At 72.4% G+C, this 14,483-nt stretch carries 14 protein-coding genes; 10 read left to right on the forward strand and 4 right to left on the reverse strand.

Translation table 11 applies throughout. From position 1 onward, the window contains the following. Positions 1 to 32 precede the first annotated feature (32 nt). The gene (locus tag AC07EG_RS14970; protein WP_478253652.1) at positions 33 to 440 is read right to left on the reverse strand and encodes a DUF6292 family protein; all 408 of its coding nucleotides are present in this window, start codon (positions 438 to 440) and stop codon (positions 33 to 35) included. A 989-nt stretch (positions 441 to 1,429) separates the two neighbouring features. Here AC07EG_RS14970 and AC07EG_RS14975 point away from each other — a divergent pair. Continuing rightward, a complete protein-coding gene (locus AC07EG_RS14975; protein WP_478253653.1) occupies positions 1,430 to 2,218 on the forward strand; it encodes a hypothetical protein in 789 nt (262 codons plus the stop codon). Between the two features lie 159 nt (positions 2,219 to 2,377). Here the strand turns inward: AC07EG_RS14975 and AC07EG_RS14980 are convergent, their stop codons facing one another. Next, positions 2,378 to 3,265, reverse strand: coding sequence for a TIGR03086 family metal-binding protein (locus AC07EG_RS14980; RefSeq protein WP_478253654.1), 888 nt, complete (start codon positions 3,263 to 3,265; stop codon positions 2,378 to 2,380). A gap of 710 nt (positions 3,266 to 3,975) precedes the next feature. On the opposite strand from AC07EG_RS14980, the gene AC07EG_RS14985 reads away from it, so the two are divergent. From AC07EG_RS14985 to AC07EG_RS15025, 9 genes are all read left to right on the forward strand, one after another. Further along, a complete protein-coding gene (locus AC07EG_RS14985) occupies positions 3,976 to 4,734 on the forward strand; it encodes an AfsR/SARP family transcriptional regulator (RefSeq protein WP_478253655.1) in 759 nt (252 codons plus the stop codon). Positions 4,735 to 5,014: 280 nt separating this feature from the next. Continuing rightward, complete coding sequence (locus AC07EG_RS14990; RefSeq protein WP_478253656.1) at positions 5,015 to 5,266, forward strand: acyl carrier protein; 252 nt, start codon at positions 5,015 to 5,017, stop codon at positions 5,264 to 5,266. Between the two features lie 6 nt (positions 5,267 to 5,272). After that, entirely contained in the window at positions 5,273 to 6,520 is a 1,248-nt protein-coding gene (locus AC07EG_RS14995; RefSeq protein WP_478253657.1) for a beta-ketoacyl-[acyl-carrier-protein] synthase family protein, read from the forward strand. Next, positions 6,517 to 7,617, forward strand: coding sequence for a beta-ketoacyl synthase N-terminal-like domain-containing protein (locus tag AC07EG_RS15000; protein WP_478253658.1), 1,101 nt, complete (start codon positions 6,517 to 6,519; stop codon positions 7,615 to 7,617). Before AC07EG_RS14995 ends, AC07EG_RS15000 begins: the two co-directional genes overlap by 4 nt. Further along, entirely contained in the window at positions 7,614 to 8,345 is a 732-nt protein-coding gene (gene fabG / locus AC07EG_RS15005; RefSeq protein ID WP_478253659.1) for a 3-oxoacyl-ACP reductase FabG, read from the forward strand. Before AC07EG_RS15000 ends, fabG begins: the two co-directional genes overlap by 4 nt. 30 nt (positions 8,346 to 8,375) lie before the next feature. Then, positions 8,376 to 9,740 carry a preATP grasp domain-containing protein gene (locus AC07EG_RS15010; protein WP_478253660.1) on the forward strand — a complete coding sequence of 455 codons (1,365 nt, stop codon included), beginning with the start codon at positions 8,376 to 8,378 and terminating at the stop codon, positions 9,738 to 9,740. A gap of 104 nt (positions 9,741 to 9,844) precedes the next feature. Next, positions 9,845 to 10,882, forward strand: a complete 1,038-nt coding sequence (gene sbnB, locus AC07EG_RS15015; RefSeq protein ID WP_478253661.1) for a 2,3-diaminopropionate biosynthesis protein SbnB — start codon at positions 9,845 to 9,847, stop codon at positions 10,880 to 10,882. Continuing rightward, positions 10,879 to 11,880: a 2,3-diaminopropionate biosynthesis protein SbnA gene (gene sbnA / locus AC07EG_RS15020; protein ID WP_478253662.1), complete on the forward strand. Its 1,002-nt coding sequence runs from the start codon at positions 10,879 to 10,881 to the stop codon at positions 11,878 to 11,880. The genes sbnB and sbnA overlap by 4 nt, the downstream gene beginning before the upstream one ends. A gap of 116 nt (positions 11,881 to 11,996) precedes the next feature. Continuing rightward, the gene (locus AC07EG_RS15025) at positions 11,997 to 13,385 is read left to right on the forward strand and encodes an MMPL family transporter (protein WP_478253663.1); all 1,389 of its coding nucleotides are present in this window, start codon (positions 11,997 to 11,999) and stop codon (positions 13,383 to 13,385) included. Here the strand turns inward: AC07EG_RS15025 and AC07EG_RS15030 are convergent. Both AC07EG_RS15030 and AC07EG_RS15035 read right to left on the reverse strand, forming a co-directional pair. Continuing rightward, positions 13,309 to 14,259, reverse strand: coding sequence for an ATP-binding cassette domain-containing protein (locus tag AC07EG_RS15030; protein ID WP_478253664.1), 951 nt, complete (start codon positions 14,257 to 14,259; stop codon positions 13,309 to 13,311). The two genes, AC07EG_RS15025 and AC07EG_RS15030, sit on opposite strands and share 77 nt — an antisense overlap. After that, the gene (locus AC07EG_RS15035; RefSeq protein WP_478253665.1) at positions 14,259 to 14,462 is read right to left on the reverse strand and encodes an MbtH family protein; all 204 of its coding nucleotides are present in this window, start codon (positions 14,460 to 14,462) and stop codon (positions 14,259 to 14,261) included. Before AC07EG_RS15035 ends, AC07EG_RS15030 begins: the two co-directional genes overlap by 1 nt. Between the last annotated feature and the right edge of the window lie 21 nt (positions 14,463 to 14,483).

The raw sequence follows: 14,483 nt of genomic DNA on the forward strand, positions 1-14,483 counted from the left end.
CGACGCCGGTCCGCGAGGTGGTCGCCCGGGTGCTAGGCCGTGACCAGGCCGGCGAGCCGGCGGATCAGGTCGTCGGGGTCACCGGCCCGCCGCAGCACCGGTGGTTCCGGCGGGGGCGCCAGGCGTGCGCCGGGCGGCAGGCAGGCGAACCGCGCGACCGCGGCGGGTCCCGGCAGCACGTCGCCGCCCAGGTAGCGCAGCACGACCAGGTCTTCCGAGGCGGTCTCCACGGCCAGCGCCCAGCCGTGTTCCTCGTGCCAGAGCAGGGCGAGGTCGCGGTCCGGGTACTGGCTCAGCCGCGCCTCGATGGCCAAGTAGGCGTGGGCGGGCGAATCCAGCTGCACGAAGAAGCTGCCGCTGCCCAGGCCGAGCCCGACAGCCACTTCGAGCACGTACCGGGACAGCCCGCGTGCCGCGGCGGGGTCGAATTCGATGTCCATGGCATGGCTGCCTCTCACCGGGATGGAGGGTCGCCACCTGCTTGACGATGAACTCCGGGTACCCCAGATGGGGGTACGTCAACCCTCAGGCCCGTGCTCCGGCGGGCACGCCGAGGCGGTCGAACAGGACCGCGCGCCTGTTCGCGGTGCTCGTCGGCGCGCTCGCCGGTGCCCAGCGTGAGCGCCGCTCCCCAGTCCGCCCTGGCCAGCTGGTACGGATCGCCGGCGGCTTCGAGGGCGGCTTCGAGGGCGGCGAGGTGCCGCGCCAGCGCCGCCCCCGGTTCGCCGAGCAGCCGCGGTGCGGCACCGAGGTCGTTGAGCAGGCCACCGGTCGAGCCGGGGCCGCCCAGTACGTCGATCAGGGCCGAGGCGGCGGCCGAGTCCGTCCTGGCCGCCCGCTCGTCCCGTTCCCGGCGTGGGTGACCGCCAGCTCCCCGAGCGTGCCGACCTCCAGGGACCGCAACCCCAGTCGGCGGCACAGCAGCAGGGCTTCACGGCCGTGGTCGGCGGCTTGCCGGAACCGGCGGAACCGGCGGCAGGCGACCGCGTGGGTGCCCAGTGAGTTCGCCGCGCCGTATTCGTCGTTCAGGTGCCGGTGCAGTTCGGCCGCTTCACTGGTCTGGCCCCTTCCGCGTAACGGCCCAGCAGCACGCAGGCGGTACCCAGGTTGCCGAGGAACGACTGCAGCGAAAGCCGGGCTCCGCCTGACCGCCCGAAGCACGGCACGGGGCCTGCACGGGGCAGGCTGACCAGGAGTTCGTGGTCGACCCGTTGCCACCGCCCTGACCAGCCGCGCCGACGACTTCGCGCTCAGGTGTCGTCGGCGCGCTGGCGATTCCTCCGCTGCAAAGTACCTTGCGGCAAGAAGGGTTCCGAAAGTCAGCAGCTCCACCCGGACCACGAGGTCGTCGAAATCGGGGCCGCCCAAGCCGTCGCTGCACCGCAGGCACCACCGCCCGTGGCCCCGTTCACCGTGCACCTCGAAGGTGGTGGGCTCCTCGTCCCGGCCCACCGGTGACGACGCGCTCGCGGTGTGGGCCAACAAGTACGTCAAGGACCCGGCGGTGGACATCGCGCACGACAACCACTTCGTCAACAACACCGTCCAGTTGCCGCGGCGCGCCAACGGGATCGCCATCTTCGGCGGCTACGGCAACCGGGCGGAACGCAACCTGGTGCACGACACGGCGAACTCCCCGGGCATCACGCTGGCCACCGACCACGACCCGCTGCCGTCCTCGGGGCAGACCGTGCCGGCGGACAACGCGCTGTACCGCTGCGGCGGCGGCGCGGTACCCGGCGCTTCGCTCACCGGCGTGCGGATCGACAGGCCGAACAACGGGGCCGGCCTCCTGGCGCAGGGCGGAGCACGCGGCAGCGCCACCCTTTCCGGCGGCACCACCACCGGCTCCGCCACCGGCGACCTCGTCCGGGAACCGGGGTCGGCCTTCGTTCAACCAGTGATCCCGGCCGTGGGGCGGGCATCGCGCTGCTCGCCCCACAACTGGGGTTGTTGCCGTGCCCGGCCGGGTAGGCAGTGCTGGGGCTCCGGGTCGACGGAGTACCGCACGTCCGTGCCGTGGCTCTGGCGCTCCGCCTCGCCGGTCGCGGCTGACGCGGCTGGTGCCGTGGCGATCAGCAGTCCGGCCACCAGCACGCTCAGTACGACCCGCATGGTTGTTCCCCTCCCGGTTCGGCGGTGTGCCACCTCCACAGTGCGGAAGGCCCGGGCGGGCGCGGCCGGAAAGCACCTGGACGTGGTACCCCTGAACGAGTAAGGGGCGCAGCCGGTGGCCGAGGAGGGCGCTCGGTTCGGTGGCGGTCGGTTCGGAGGCTTCGCCGACCTCGACGATCATCGCACTGGCCAGGCGTTCCTCCTCGGCAACGGTTTTTCCGAGGCCGGAACGACCGCGCTGCGGGCCCGGCTGGCCCGGTGCTCACGGCTTCCGGCCGGTGGCGCCCAGGATGCGGTCGAGCATCGGGGCGGTCTCGGGCACGTCGATCGCGGGTCCCCACAGGGCCGGTACCGGGGCGCTGGGCACGAACTCGATCACGTGCTCGAGGCAGGCACGCAGCGTCGGGCCGGGCAGGTCGAACGGCACGCCGGTGGCCACGGCCAGGTCCCAGCCGTGCACCACCAGTTCGGTCAGCACGATCCGGCCCCAGGCGCGGTCGGGCAGGTCCAGCCCCGCCAGCCCGGTCGTCCCGCGCCAGGCCGCCGGGTCGCTCCACGCCCGGCCCAGCGCGGTGAGCTGCCGGGCGAGCACGTGCCGCCAGCCGTCTTCGAAGCAGGCGGACGGCTCCTCCCCGGTCCCGCCGGGCAGGGCGGCGAACCCCCGGACCACCTGGTCGACGTGCTCGACGAGCGCGGCCACGTCGTACTCGTCGCAGGGTGTCGGCCCGCTCAGCTGGTCGTCGCGGGTGCTCCGGATCAGCTCCGCCATCCTGTCGCAGGCCGGGGTCAGGTCGATTTCGGGCAAACCGTCGATGGCGCGGACGTCGAGCACCGAATCCGGGCCGGGCCCGCCGCCCAGCCGCACGGCGATCTCCGTGGCCCGGTCCAGCGAAGCGCAGTCGACCACCCAGTAACCGGCCAGCACCTCCTGCGTTTCGGCGAACGGCCCGTCGGTCACCACCGGCACCCCCGCCTTCAGCTCGACCCGCCTGGCCACCGCGGGCCGGGTGAGCCCCTGCGCCTCGACGAACTCGCCGGACCGCCGCAGTTCCTCGTTGAACCCGGCCAGGAAGGCACCGATCGCCGCCCCCTCACCGGCCATCGCGTCGTGGTCCCGCTGGGAGCCGTACACCAAGATCACGTACTTCATCCGCTTCCTTCCTCCCGTGGTGGCCGGAGACGCCACCACCGAGACGTCGGAACCAGCTTCCCCGATCGGACACCGCCCGGCGGTGGTCACCTTTTTTCCCGCTCCGGCGGCGGGTGGTCACCGAGCACTGCCGGGGTCCGCCCGGGTAATCGCGCTGACCAACTCGGCGAGCGAAACATTCGGTGCGCGGGTCTCGGTGCACCATCGGCCGCCGCCGATTCGTCCCACTGAGCGGCGCGGATCCCCCGGCGACCGGGATCGGCCGCACTGCTTCGACAAAAGACATACGCAAAGTGTTCCTCCCGCACTTTTACACGTCGCGCGAACGGCCCCTCCACCAGACCACACCCGCCCGCTCCGCCAACACCATTGACCGGCAGCACCGCGATTGTTCGGGTTTTCCCCGCCCCGGCCCACCGCAACCTAAACCGGTTGACCAGGCCATAAAGACGGCGAATCGACCATGGTAGGTCTAGCACCACCTCCATCGGGGGCACTACTACCACCCATTCATCTCAAAACTGAGCCATTCCAGGACATGGCACGCCAAGCAACGGAACCAATCCCGCCTACCCGCAGGTAGGCGCCCATTTGGTCCGAATGGAGGTACCTCGGTTTAATTCCGCCTGCCACCATCTTGTCTAATTTTCAAGCTGGCGGGTGGTTGGCGGGCGCACTGCCGCCCCCGCTGACGATGGGGGAACAACCGAATGGAAATCGACCTGCTCGGCTCGCTGTCGCTGACGCACGGCGGGCGAAGATACGGAGTTGGTTCGCGGAAGGTCCGCACGGTGCTGGCCCTGCTGGCGCTGTCCCCCGGGAAAGCGCTCTCCCTGGAGCAGCTCTCCGACGAGCTGTGGGCCGACGCCTCGATCGCCAACTCCCGGAACGCGCTGCAGGCGAACATCGCCCGGTTGCGCAAACTGCTCGAATCGGTCACCGGCCGGCCCGGGGAGGAACTGGTCCGCACGGTCAGCAGCGGCTACCTGCTGGACGTGCCACCGGAGTCGGTGGACACCCACCGGTTCCTGGTCCTGTCCCGGCGGGGAGCCGGGCTGGTGGACTCCACCCCGCACGAGGCGATCGAACTGCTCCGCGAAGCCCTGCTGCTCTGGCGCGGCGGCGCCCTGCTCGACGTGCTCGACGGCGCCCGGTGCCGCTCGGCCGCCGCGCACCTCGACGAACGGCGGCTCACCGTGCAGGAGGACCTGATCGGGGCCCGCCTGGCGGTCGGCGACGAACGCGGGGTGGTGCACGAACTCAAGCAGCTGGTCACCGAGAACCCGGGCCGGGAACGGCTCAGCGAACACCTGATGCTCGCGCTCTACCGCACCGGCAGGCAGAGCGAGGCGGTGTCGGTGTTCCACCGCACCCGCGGCTGGCTGGGCAACGAGCTGGGCCTGGAACCCGGCCGCACCATGCGCCAGCTCTACCAGGCCATCCTGGTGCAGGACCGCGTGCTCGACTGATCCCCCGGCACCTCCGACGGTACCCCTGACGGTGCTGCCTGCCCCGCTCCCGGGCACGCAGCACCGTTTTCGTCCGCGGGCTCCGGGGCACGCGGCGGCTTCGGCACGTCCTGGCTCATGCGCCCAGCGTGACCGATGTGGTTGACCGGATGCTGACAACTCACCGACGGCGCCCGCCTGTCAGCGGCCGGTCAGGCGCCTGTCACCGGCGCCGCATAGCTTCCGACCTGCGTCAATCGCATTTTCCTTGCCAGCGAACACTTTCTCACCGGGAGCCCTGATGACGACGGCAGTCTCCGAACGTATGGACCAGATCCGGGCGATCGTCTGCGAGCACCTGGAACTCGAACCCGGCGAGCTGACCGAAACCAGCTCGTTCGTCGACGAGCACGAGGCCGACTCGCTGGCGCTGATGGACGTGCTCGCCGCGCTGGAGCGCTCCTTCGGCGTCACCATCGACCAGGCGCAGTTCTCGCGGATGAGCGACCTGCGCAACGTGTACGCGGTCGTCGCCGAATCCGCTGGCTGGTAGGCCGCCATGTCCTCCCAGCCAGCCGATCCCGGCCGCCGGGTGGTGGTCACCGGGCTCGGGGTGGTCTCCAGCATCGGCACCGGCGTCACCGAGTTCGCCGCCGCCCTGCGGGCCGGGCGCAGCAACGTCCGGCCGATCAGCGTGTTCGACACCACCGGCTTCGAGCACACCAACGGGTGCGAGGTCACCGATTTCCAGCCGGAGCGCTGGATCCGGCAGCTCGACGTCGAGGAGCTCGGCCGGGCCAGCCGGTTCTCCACCGCCGCGGCCCGGCTGGCGCTGGCCGACTCCGGGCTGGCCCAGGAGGCGCTGGCCGAGGCCCGCTGCCTGATCTCGGTGGGCAGCACGGACGGCGAATCCCACGAGCTGGACCAGCTGGTCACCATGGAGCTCGAGGGCGGCCCGGAGTCGATGAGCCCGCGCCTGGCGCGCCGGATCTCGGCGGGCAGGCTGGCCACCTCGATCGCCCGCGAACTCGAACTGTCCAATGTGGAGACCGCGTCGATCGTCACCGCGTGCTCGGCGGGCAACTACGCCATCGGCAACTCGTTCGACGCGATCCGCTCCGGGGACGCCGACTACGCCCTCTGCGGTGGCGCGGACGCGGTGTGCCGCAAGACCTTCACCTCCTTCTACCGGCTGCGCAGCATCGCCCCGGACTGCTGCCGCCCGTTCGACCGCGACCGGATGGGCATCCTCACCGGTGAGGGCGCCGGCATCCTGCTGCTGGAGAGCCTGGAGTCGGCGACCGCCCGCGGTGCCCGGATCTACGCCGAGGTGCTCGGGTACGGCCTGTCCTGCGACGCGCACCACCCGGTCGCCCCGCACCAGGGCGGCATCGCCCGGTGCATGGAACTCGCGCTGGCCAACGCCGGGGTCAAGCCCGGCGAGGTGGACCTGATCTCCGCGCACGGCACCGGGACCAGGGCGAACGACGCCACCGAGACCGCCGCCATCCGCGACCTGTTCGGCGACCACCCGCCCCGGGTGGTGTCGATGAAGTCGATGCTCGGGCACTCGATGGGCGCGGCCAGCGCGCTCGCCGCGATCGGCTGCTCGGTGGCGATCACCGAGCGGTTCATCCCGCCCACCATCAACCACGTGGAAACCGATCCGGAGTGCGCCATCGACTGCGTGCCCAACACCTCGGTGGAGGCCGACCTGCGGATCGTGCAGAACAACGGCTGGGCCTTCGGCGGCAACAACTCGGTGGTGCTCTTCGGCCGCCACGACCCGGCGGCGGTGGCGGCATGAGCACGAGCACCGCACCGGTCATCTCGGCGTGGACGGCGATCTCCCCGTTCGGCTTCGACCGCGACTCCTTCGCCGAGGGCGTGCGGGCCCGGCGGGTCGCCACCGCCCCGCCCGATCCCGCGCGGTGGTCGCGGGTACCCGAAACCGCGGCGGGCACCGTGCCCGGGTTCGAACCGCGGGAGTTCCTCGGCCCCAAGGGGACCCGGGCGATGAACCGGGTGAGCGGGCTGACCGTGGCCGCGGCGCGGCACCTGCTGGCCGATCTCGGCGTGCCGCCCGGCGCGGACCGCGACGACATCGCCTTCGTGCTCGGCACCACCACCGGCAGCGCGCAGAGCATGATGAACCTGACCGGCGCGTCGCTGACCGGGGACAAGCCCGATCACGTCGAACCCGCCGCCGTGCCGGGCTGCGTGATGAACTGCGCCGCCGGGCAGGCCGCCATCTGGCACGGGCTCAAGGGCCCGAACGCCACCATCGCAGCCGGGCGGACCACCGGGTTGCAGGCACTGGACTACGCCCGGCGCCTGCTCCGCACCGGCCGCGCCACGCAGGTGCTCTGCGGGGCCGCCGAGGAGTACTCGGCCGCCCGGTCGTGGCTGGAGCACCACCGGCGTGGCGGCCCGGCCGTGGCGATGGGTGAGGGCTGCGCGATGTTCCTGGTCGAGCCGGCCGACCGGGTGCCTGCCGGGCGGCGGGTGCTGGCCACCCCGGCCGGTTCGGACTCCCGGGTGTGCCTGGACGGCTACCTGCCCGGCACGCTCACCACGGCGGTGCGGGCGGTGCTCCACCGCGCCGGCGTCGGCGCCGACCGGGTGTGGGCCGCCACCGGCGGCGATTTCCCCGACACCAACGGGAACGCGGTCGAATCGGCGGTCCTGCGGGAGGTCTTCGGCGACGAAGCGGTGGACCGCGTGCCGTCGACCGGGCTGATCGGCGACACCTCGTCGGCGACGGCGTTGTTCCAGCTCGCCGCCGTGCTGAGCGTGGCCGAGGGCGTCGATCGCGGAGGACGGGACCACGCCGTGGTGACCGCCGCCGACGACGACGGTTCGGTGGCGTGCGCGTTGTTCCGGCTCGGGGAGGGCAACCGGTGACCGTCGCACTGGTCAGCGGCGGGTCCCGCGGGATCGGCCGCGCCGTGGTGCGGCGGCTGGCGCAGGACGGTTTCGACGTGGCGTTCTGCTACCGCGGCGACGAGACCGCGGCCGAAACGCTGGTCAAGGAGGTGCGTGAGCTCGGCGGCCACGCGGTGGCCACCCGCGTCGACGTCACCGAGCACACCGCCGTGACCGCCTGGATCGACCGGACCGCCGGCGAACTCGGGCCGCCGGACGCGGTGGTCACCTCCGCGGGCATCACCAGGGACGGTTCGCTGGCGCTGATGCCGGAGCAGGACTGGTCGCAGGTGCTGCGGACCAACCTGGACGGGGTGTACCACGTGTGCCGCCCGGCGGTGTTCCGGATGATCAAGCAGCGGGCGGGCAGCGTGGTCACCCTGTCCTCGGTTTCCGGGGTGCACGGGAACCCGGCGCAGACCAACTACTCGGCGTCCAAGAGCGGGGTCATCGGCTTCACCAGGGCGCTGGCCAAGGAGGTCGGCCGGTTCGGCGTGCGGGTCAACGCGGTGGCACCGGGGCTGATCGACACCGACATGATCGGGCAGATGTCCGTACCGGCCAGGGAAAAGCTGCTGAAGACCATTCCGCTGCGCCGGTTCGGGCAGGCCGAGGAGGTCGCCGGCCTGGTGTCCTTCCTGGTTTCCGGGCAAGCCGCCTACATCACCGGAAGCGTGTTCGAGATCAACGGCGGCCTGGTCGTCTGACGGCCCGCCGCCCCGTCGCGAAAGGCCGAAATGGACACTGGAATCCCCGGCTTCATCCCCCGGCTCAAGACCGCCGTGCTCGGTACCGCCGAACCACCGCTCGTCTTCCTCGGCAACTTCGAGGTGGAGGAGCGCTGGGCGGCCGGCGAACAGGGCCTGCCGAGGGTGTCCGCCGCCGGTGGCACCGCGGTGGTCAACAGCATGGACGAGTTCGCGCTGCTGCTCGGCGGCAAGGGCGATCACGTGGTGCTGAAGAACGCCCCGGACCCGGCGTACCACCGCTACCTGGCCGACCTCGGCCTCGACCTGCCGGAGGTGCACGTCCCGGCGGGGTCGCGGCCGGGCCGCAACGTCACCGAGGACGCGCTGGCCGATCCGGGGCTGGTGGCCGAACTGGCCGAGCTGGCCACCGGTGGCGCGCACCTGCTCGCCCACGGTGTGTCCGCTGTGGAGGAGGAGCTGGCCGCGCGCACGGGCGTGCCGCTCGCCGCTCCCCCGGCCGCGTTGTGCAAGGCCGTCAACAGCAAGGTCTACAGCCGCCGCGTCGCCGACGAACTCGGGCTCCGGCAGCCGGGTGGCTGGGCCTGCGACACGCTCGACCAGCTCGCCGCCGCGGTGGCCGAGGCGGCCCCGGTGCTCGAGACCGGGCAGCAGCTGGTGGTCAAGGAGGCGTTCGGCGTGTCCGGCAAGGGCATCTCCGTGGTCACCGGGCAGCGGCGGCTGGACCGGCTGCACCGGATGATCGAGACCACCGCCCGGCGGGCCGGGCGGGACCGGATCGCCTTCGTCATCGAGCGGTGGGTGGCGAAGAAGGCCGACCTGAACTACCAGTTCACCGTCGGCCGGGACGGGCGGACCCGGTTCGACTTCGTCAAGGAGGCGATCACCGAGAACGGTGTCCACAAGGGACACCGGATGCCGGCGCGGCTGGACGAGCGGCAGCTGCGGGTCATCGAGGACGCCGCCTGCCTGCTCGGCACGCGGCTGGCCCAGGACGGGTACTACGGCGTGGTCGGGGTCGACGCGCTGGTGGAACCGGACGGCCGGTTGTTCCCGGTGCTGGAGATCAACGCCCGCAACAACATGTCCACCTACCAGGTGGGGTTGCAGGAGCGGTTCGTCGGCGACGGCCAGTTCGCCATGGCCAGGCACTACCCGCTGAAGCTGGCCGCGCCGCTGCCGTTCGACCGGCTGCGGGCCGCGCTCGGCGACCTGGTCTTCGACGGTGGCGGCAGCGGCCTGCTGGTGAACAACTTCGCCACGGTGAACGCCGCGGCCGGCGGGGAACCGTTCGCCGGGCGCCTCTACGGCTTGCTCATCGCCGCTTCGGAAGCCGAACTCGACGAGCTGGACACCCGGATCACCACCCGGCTGGCCACCCTGCAGACCCCCTGACCCGATTTCCGCACGTAGCCACTGCGAGGTCGCTCCGGTGACCGGCTCAGAAGCGACCTCGCCGCCCCGCCGGAGGCGGGGCGGAAGACACAGGAGTTACTCAGATGAACAAGATCGACTCGGTGCCGGAGTTCGCGGTGGTGTCGGGGGCCCAGGTCCACGAAGTGCTCGCGGGCCAGGAGAAGCTGCTGGTGGAACTGGTGGAGTCGGCCTACCGGCTGCACGGCGAGGGCCACACGGTGAACCCGCCGTCGTACTTCCTCCGGTTCCCCGACCGCCCGTCCGACCGGATCATCGCCCTGCCCGCCTCGCTCGGCGGCGAGCGCGGGGTGGACGGCATGAAGTGGATCTCCAGTTTCCCCGGCAACGTCGCCTCGGGCCTGCCCCGCGCGTCGGCGGTGCTGGTGCTCAACGATCCGGCGACCGGTTATCCGCTGGCCTGCCTGGAGAGCTCCATCATCAGCGCCACCAGGACCGCCGCTTCCGCCGCGCTCGCCGCGGACCGGCTCAGCCGCGACCGGGGCCGCCCGGCGCGGATCGGTTTCGTCGGCACCGGCCTGATCGCCCGGTACGTGCACACCTTCCTGGCGGGCACGGGCTGGGCGTTCGACGCCGCCGGGGTGTTCGACCTCAGCGCCGAGCACGCCGCCGGTTTCCGCGACCACCTGGCCGCTTCCGGCCAGGACCGGGTCACCACGCACGGCACCGCCGGGGAGCTGATCCGAGCGAGCGATCTGGTGGTCTTCGCCACCGTCGCCGGGGAACCGCACGTCCACGACCCCGCGCTGTTCGACCACAACCCGCTGGTGCTGCACGTTTCGCTGCGGGACCTGTCCACCGAGGTGGTGCTCGGTTCGGTCAACGTGGTCGACGACGTGGACCACTGCCTGAAGGCGAACACCTCGGTGCACCTGGCCGAGCAGGCCACCGGCGGGCGCGAGTTCCTCTCCGGCACCCTGTACGACGTGCTGACCGGGCGGTTCACCCCGCCCGCGGACCGGCCGCTGGTGTTCTCCCCGTTCGGCCTCGGCGTGCTCGACCTCGCCGTGGGCAGGCACGTGCTGGACGCGCTGCGCGCCTCGGGGGAGCTGCGCACGATCGCCGACTTCTTCTTCGAACTCGACCGGTACGGCCAGCGGTGATCATCAGCACGCCGGAGGAGTTCAACGTCGGCGACCTCTTCGTCGACCTCACCGGATTCGCCGGCCGGCCCCTGTTCCTCAAGTGCGAGGGGTTCAACTTCGCCGGATCGATCAAGCTCAAGGCGGCCGCCGAGATGGTGGCCGCCGCCGAGCGCCGGGGTGAGCTGGGGCCGGGCTCGACCCTGGTGGAGAGCAGCTCCGGAAACCTCGGCGTGGCGCTGAGCCTGGTGGCCGCCGCCCGCGGCTACGGGTTCGTCTGCGTCACCGACTCGCGGTGCACGCTCGGGGCCCGCCAGCTGATGCAGACCCTCGGCGCTTCCGTGCAGGTGGTCACCGAACCGCATCCGGAGCGCGGGCTGCTCGGCGCCCGGATCGCCAGGGTGGAACAGCTCTGCGCCGGCCACGAGGGTTACGTCTGGCTCAACCAGTACGCCAATCCGGGCAACTGGCGGGCGCACTACCGGACCACCGGGCCGGAGATCGCGCGCTGCTTCCCCGCCGCGGACGTGGTGTTCATCGGGGCCGGCACCACCGGCACGCTGATGGGCTGCGCGCGGTACCTGGCCGAGCACCAGCCGGGCACGCGGCTGGTGGCGGTCGATTCGGTCGGCTCGGTCACCTTCGGCACCCCGCCGGGGCCGCGGATGATCCCCGGCCTCGGCACCGGTGTCCGCCCGCCGCTGCTCGACGTGTCCTTTGTGGACGAAGTGGTGCACGTGGCCGAAGCCGACACGGTGCGCACCTGCCGGCGCCTGGCGCGCCTGGGTTTTGTCTTCGGCGGCTCCACCGGCACCGTGGTCAGCGGAGCGCTGAACTGGTTCGCCGAGCACCGCCCCGGCCCCGGCACCACCGCCGTGGCGATCGCCCCCGATCTCGGCGACCGGTACCTCGACACGGTCTACCACGACCAGTGGGCCGCCGACCTCTACGGCGAAGACGTGCTGGAGCCGAAGGGATCGCTCCTGTTTCCGGTCAACGGCAGTGGATTCGGGGGCTAACACCACCCCGAACCGGGGTGCCACGGCCCGTGTGCGGGCGGTCACGGTACGACATTCTGAGCACCGTCGGGTTCCCCTGCCGCCCATCCGCCGCGGCACCGGACGAGGGAGCGGTCTTGGAAATCCCCGAGCAGATCCCGCTCACCGCCTGGCTGGCCCGGTGGTGCGCCGGCCGGGCGGGCGGGGTGCTGACGGCCTGGCTGGGCTTCCTGGCGGTCACCGCGCTCGCCGGCGCGGGTTCCGGGCTCACCGTCGGGCCCGGCACCGCCCTGCCCGCCGTGGTGGCCACCGATCCGGCCAGGGTGCTCGCGCTCGGCGCGCCGGTGGTGCTGGTGCTGCTGACCGTGGTACTCCGGTCGGCGATGCTGGTGCTGGCCGCCGCGTTGTTCCTCGGTTCGGTGCTCGGCACCGCGCTCGGCCTGGTCGCCGCCCTCTCCCCCGCCCTGCCGACCTCCCACCTCGCCTGTGACGTGGTGGTGCTGCTGGGGGTGGTGGTCTCGGCCGACCACGTGCTGTTCTCCGTGCGGCGGCACCAGGAAGCGGCGGCCGACGGGCGGGACGTCCCGGACACCGCGCAGGTGGTGGCCGCGACCGCGGGCCGCACCGCACTGGTCTCCGGGATCGCCGTGCTGGTTTCGATGACCGGGCTGTGGCTGGTCGGCGACGCCACGCTGGCGCCGGTGGCGTTCGGCGCGATCGTGGTGGTGGCCGTGTCCACCACCGCCGCGCTCACCCTGCTGCCGTCGTTGCTCGCCCTGCTGCCGGTGTCGGCGCCCCGCCGCCGCTCCCGCGGGTGGTGGCCCGCCCCGCTGCGGCGGATCCGGTCGGGTTCACCGCGGCTGGTGGCCCCGGTGCTCACGCTGCTGGCGCTGACCGGGCTGCTGCACTGCCTGACCCGGACCGCGGGCCACGAGAAACCGCCCTACCTGCGCGGGGACGCCGTGCTGGCGCTGGTGCTGATGCTGGCGCTGACCGTGGTGGTGCTGCTGATCGCGTTCCGGCCGATCCTGGTGGCGCTGGCCAGCGTGCTGCTCGGCGTGCTCTCCGCGCTGGTGGCGCTGGGCCTGCTGGCCACCCAGGTGGCCCAGGTGCCCGACTGGGCGCCGGTGGTGCTGCTGGTGGTGCTGTCCGGGCCGTCCACCGACATCCACGTCTACCTGCTGCACCGCTTCCGCAGCGAGGCGCTGACCGGGGTGTCCGCACGGCACGCGACCACCGGTGGCGTCCGCCGCGGCGCGAGCGCGGTCGGCGGGGCGGTGGTGGTCGCGTGCGGGGCGTGCGTGGCCTTCGGGCTGGCGGGCACCGGGCAGTTCCGGGCGTTCGGCTGGAGCACCGCGGCCGCCCTGCTGGTGGACGCGGTGCTGGTCCGGATCCTGGTGCTGCCCGCACTGCTGTCGCTGGGCGGGCAGCTGAGCTGGTGGCGGCGGATCACTCCGCGGGCGCGCTCCCGGTCAGGTCGAGGAAGACCTCGTCCAGGGTCGGGCGGCGCAGCGCGAAATCGCTGAACTCCACCCCGGCCTCGCGCAGCGCGGTGGCCGCGGCGGCGATCCCGGTGGCGTTGTCGTGCAGTTCGATCGCGACGCTCCGCTTGCGCTCGTCCACCACCGGCGGGACCGCGGTGATCCGGGACAGCGCGGTGACCGCCTCGGCCAGGCCACCGGTCACCGAGACCTCCAGCCGTTCCTGGCCCACCTTCCGCTTGAGCTCGTCGGCGGTGCCCTCGGCGATCACCTTGCCGGTGTCGATCACCACGATGTGGTCGGCGAGGAAGTCGGCCTCCTCCAGGTACTGCGTGGTCAGCAGCACGGTGACGCCCTCGTCGACCAGCTCGCGGACGATGGTCCACAGGGTCAGCCTGCTGGCCGGGTCCAGCCCGGTGGTCGGCTCGTCGAGGAAGAGCACCGGCGGCCGGGCCAGCAGGCAGGTCGCCAGGTCCAGGCGCCGCCGCAGGCCACCGGAGTAGGTCTGCACCGGCCGGTCGGCCGCGGCGCCGAGGCCGAACCGCTCCAGCAGTTCCGCCGCCCGCGCCCTGGCCCCCCGGCGGCCCAGGTGCAGCAGGGTGCCCAGCAGCACCAGGTTCTGCCGCCCGGTGAGCAGTTCGTCCACCGCGGCGTACTGCCCGGCCAGCCCGATCCGCCGCTGCACCTGCTTGGCCTCGGCGAGCACGTCGTACCCGGCCACCCTGGCCCGGCCGCCGTCCGGCCGCAGCAGGGTGGCCAGCACCCGCACGGTGGTGGTCTTGCCCGCGCCGTTCGGGCCGAGCAGGCCGAGCACGGTGCCCGCCCGCACGGACAGGTCGACCCCGCACAGCGCCTGGTGCTGCCCGTAGCTCTTGCGCAGGCCCTCGGCCTCGATCGCGAGTTCCGCCCCGGCGCGCATCAGCCCGCGTCCCGCAGGCTCTTCGGGCGCAGGTCGGTCCAGTTCGCGGCCACGTAGGCCAGTGCCTGCTCCCGCGTGCACTCGCCGTGCGCCACGGTCCAGCCCGCGGGCACCTCGGCGAACACCGGCCAGATGCTGTACTGCTCCTCGGCGTTGACCAGCGTCAGGAAGGTCCCGTCCTGGTCGTCGAAGGGATTCGTCACGTCCGCACTCCCATTTCTCGG

It is taken from the genome of Amycolatopsis sp. NPDC045836 (assembly GCF_056431745.1).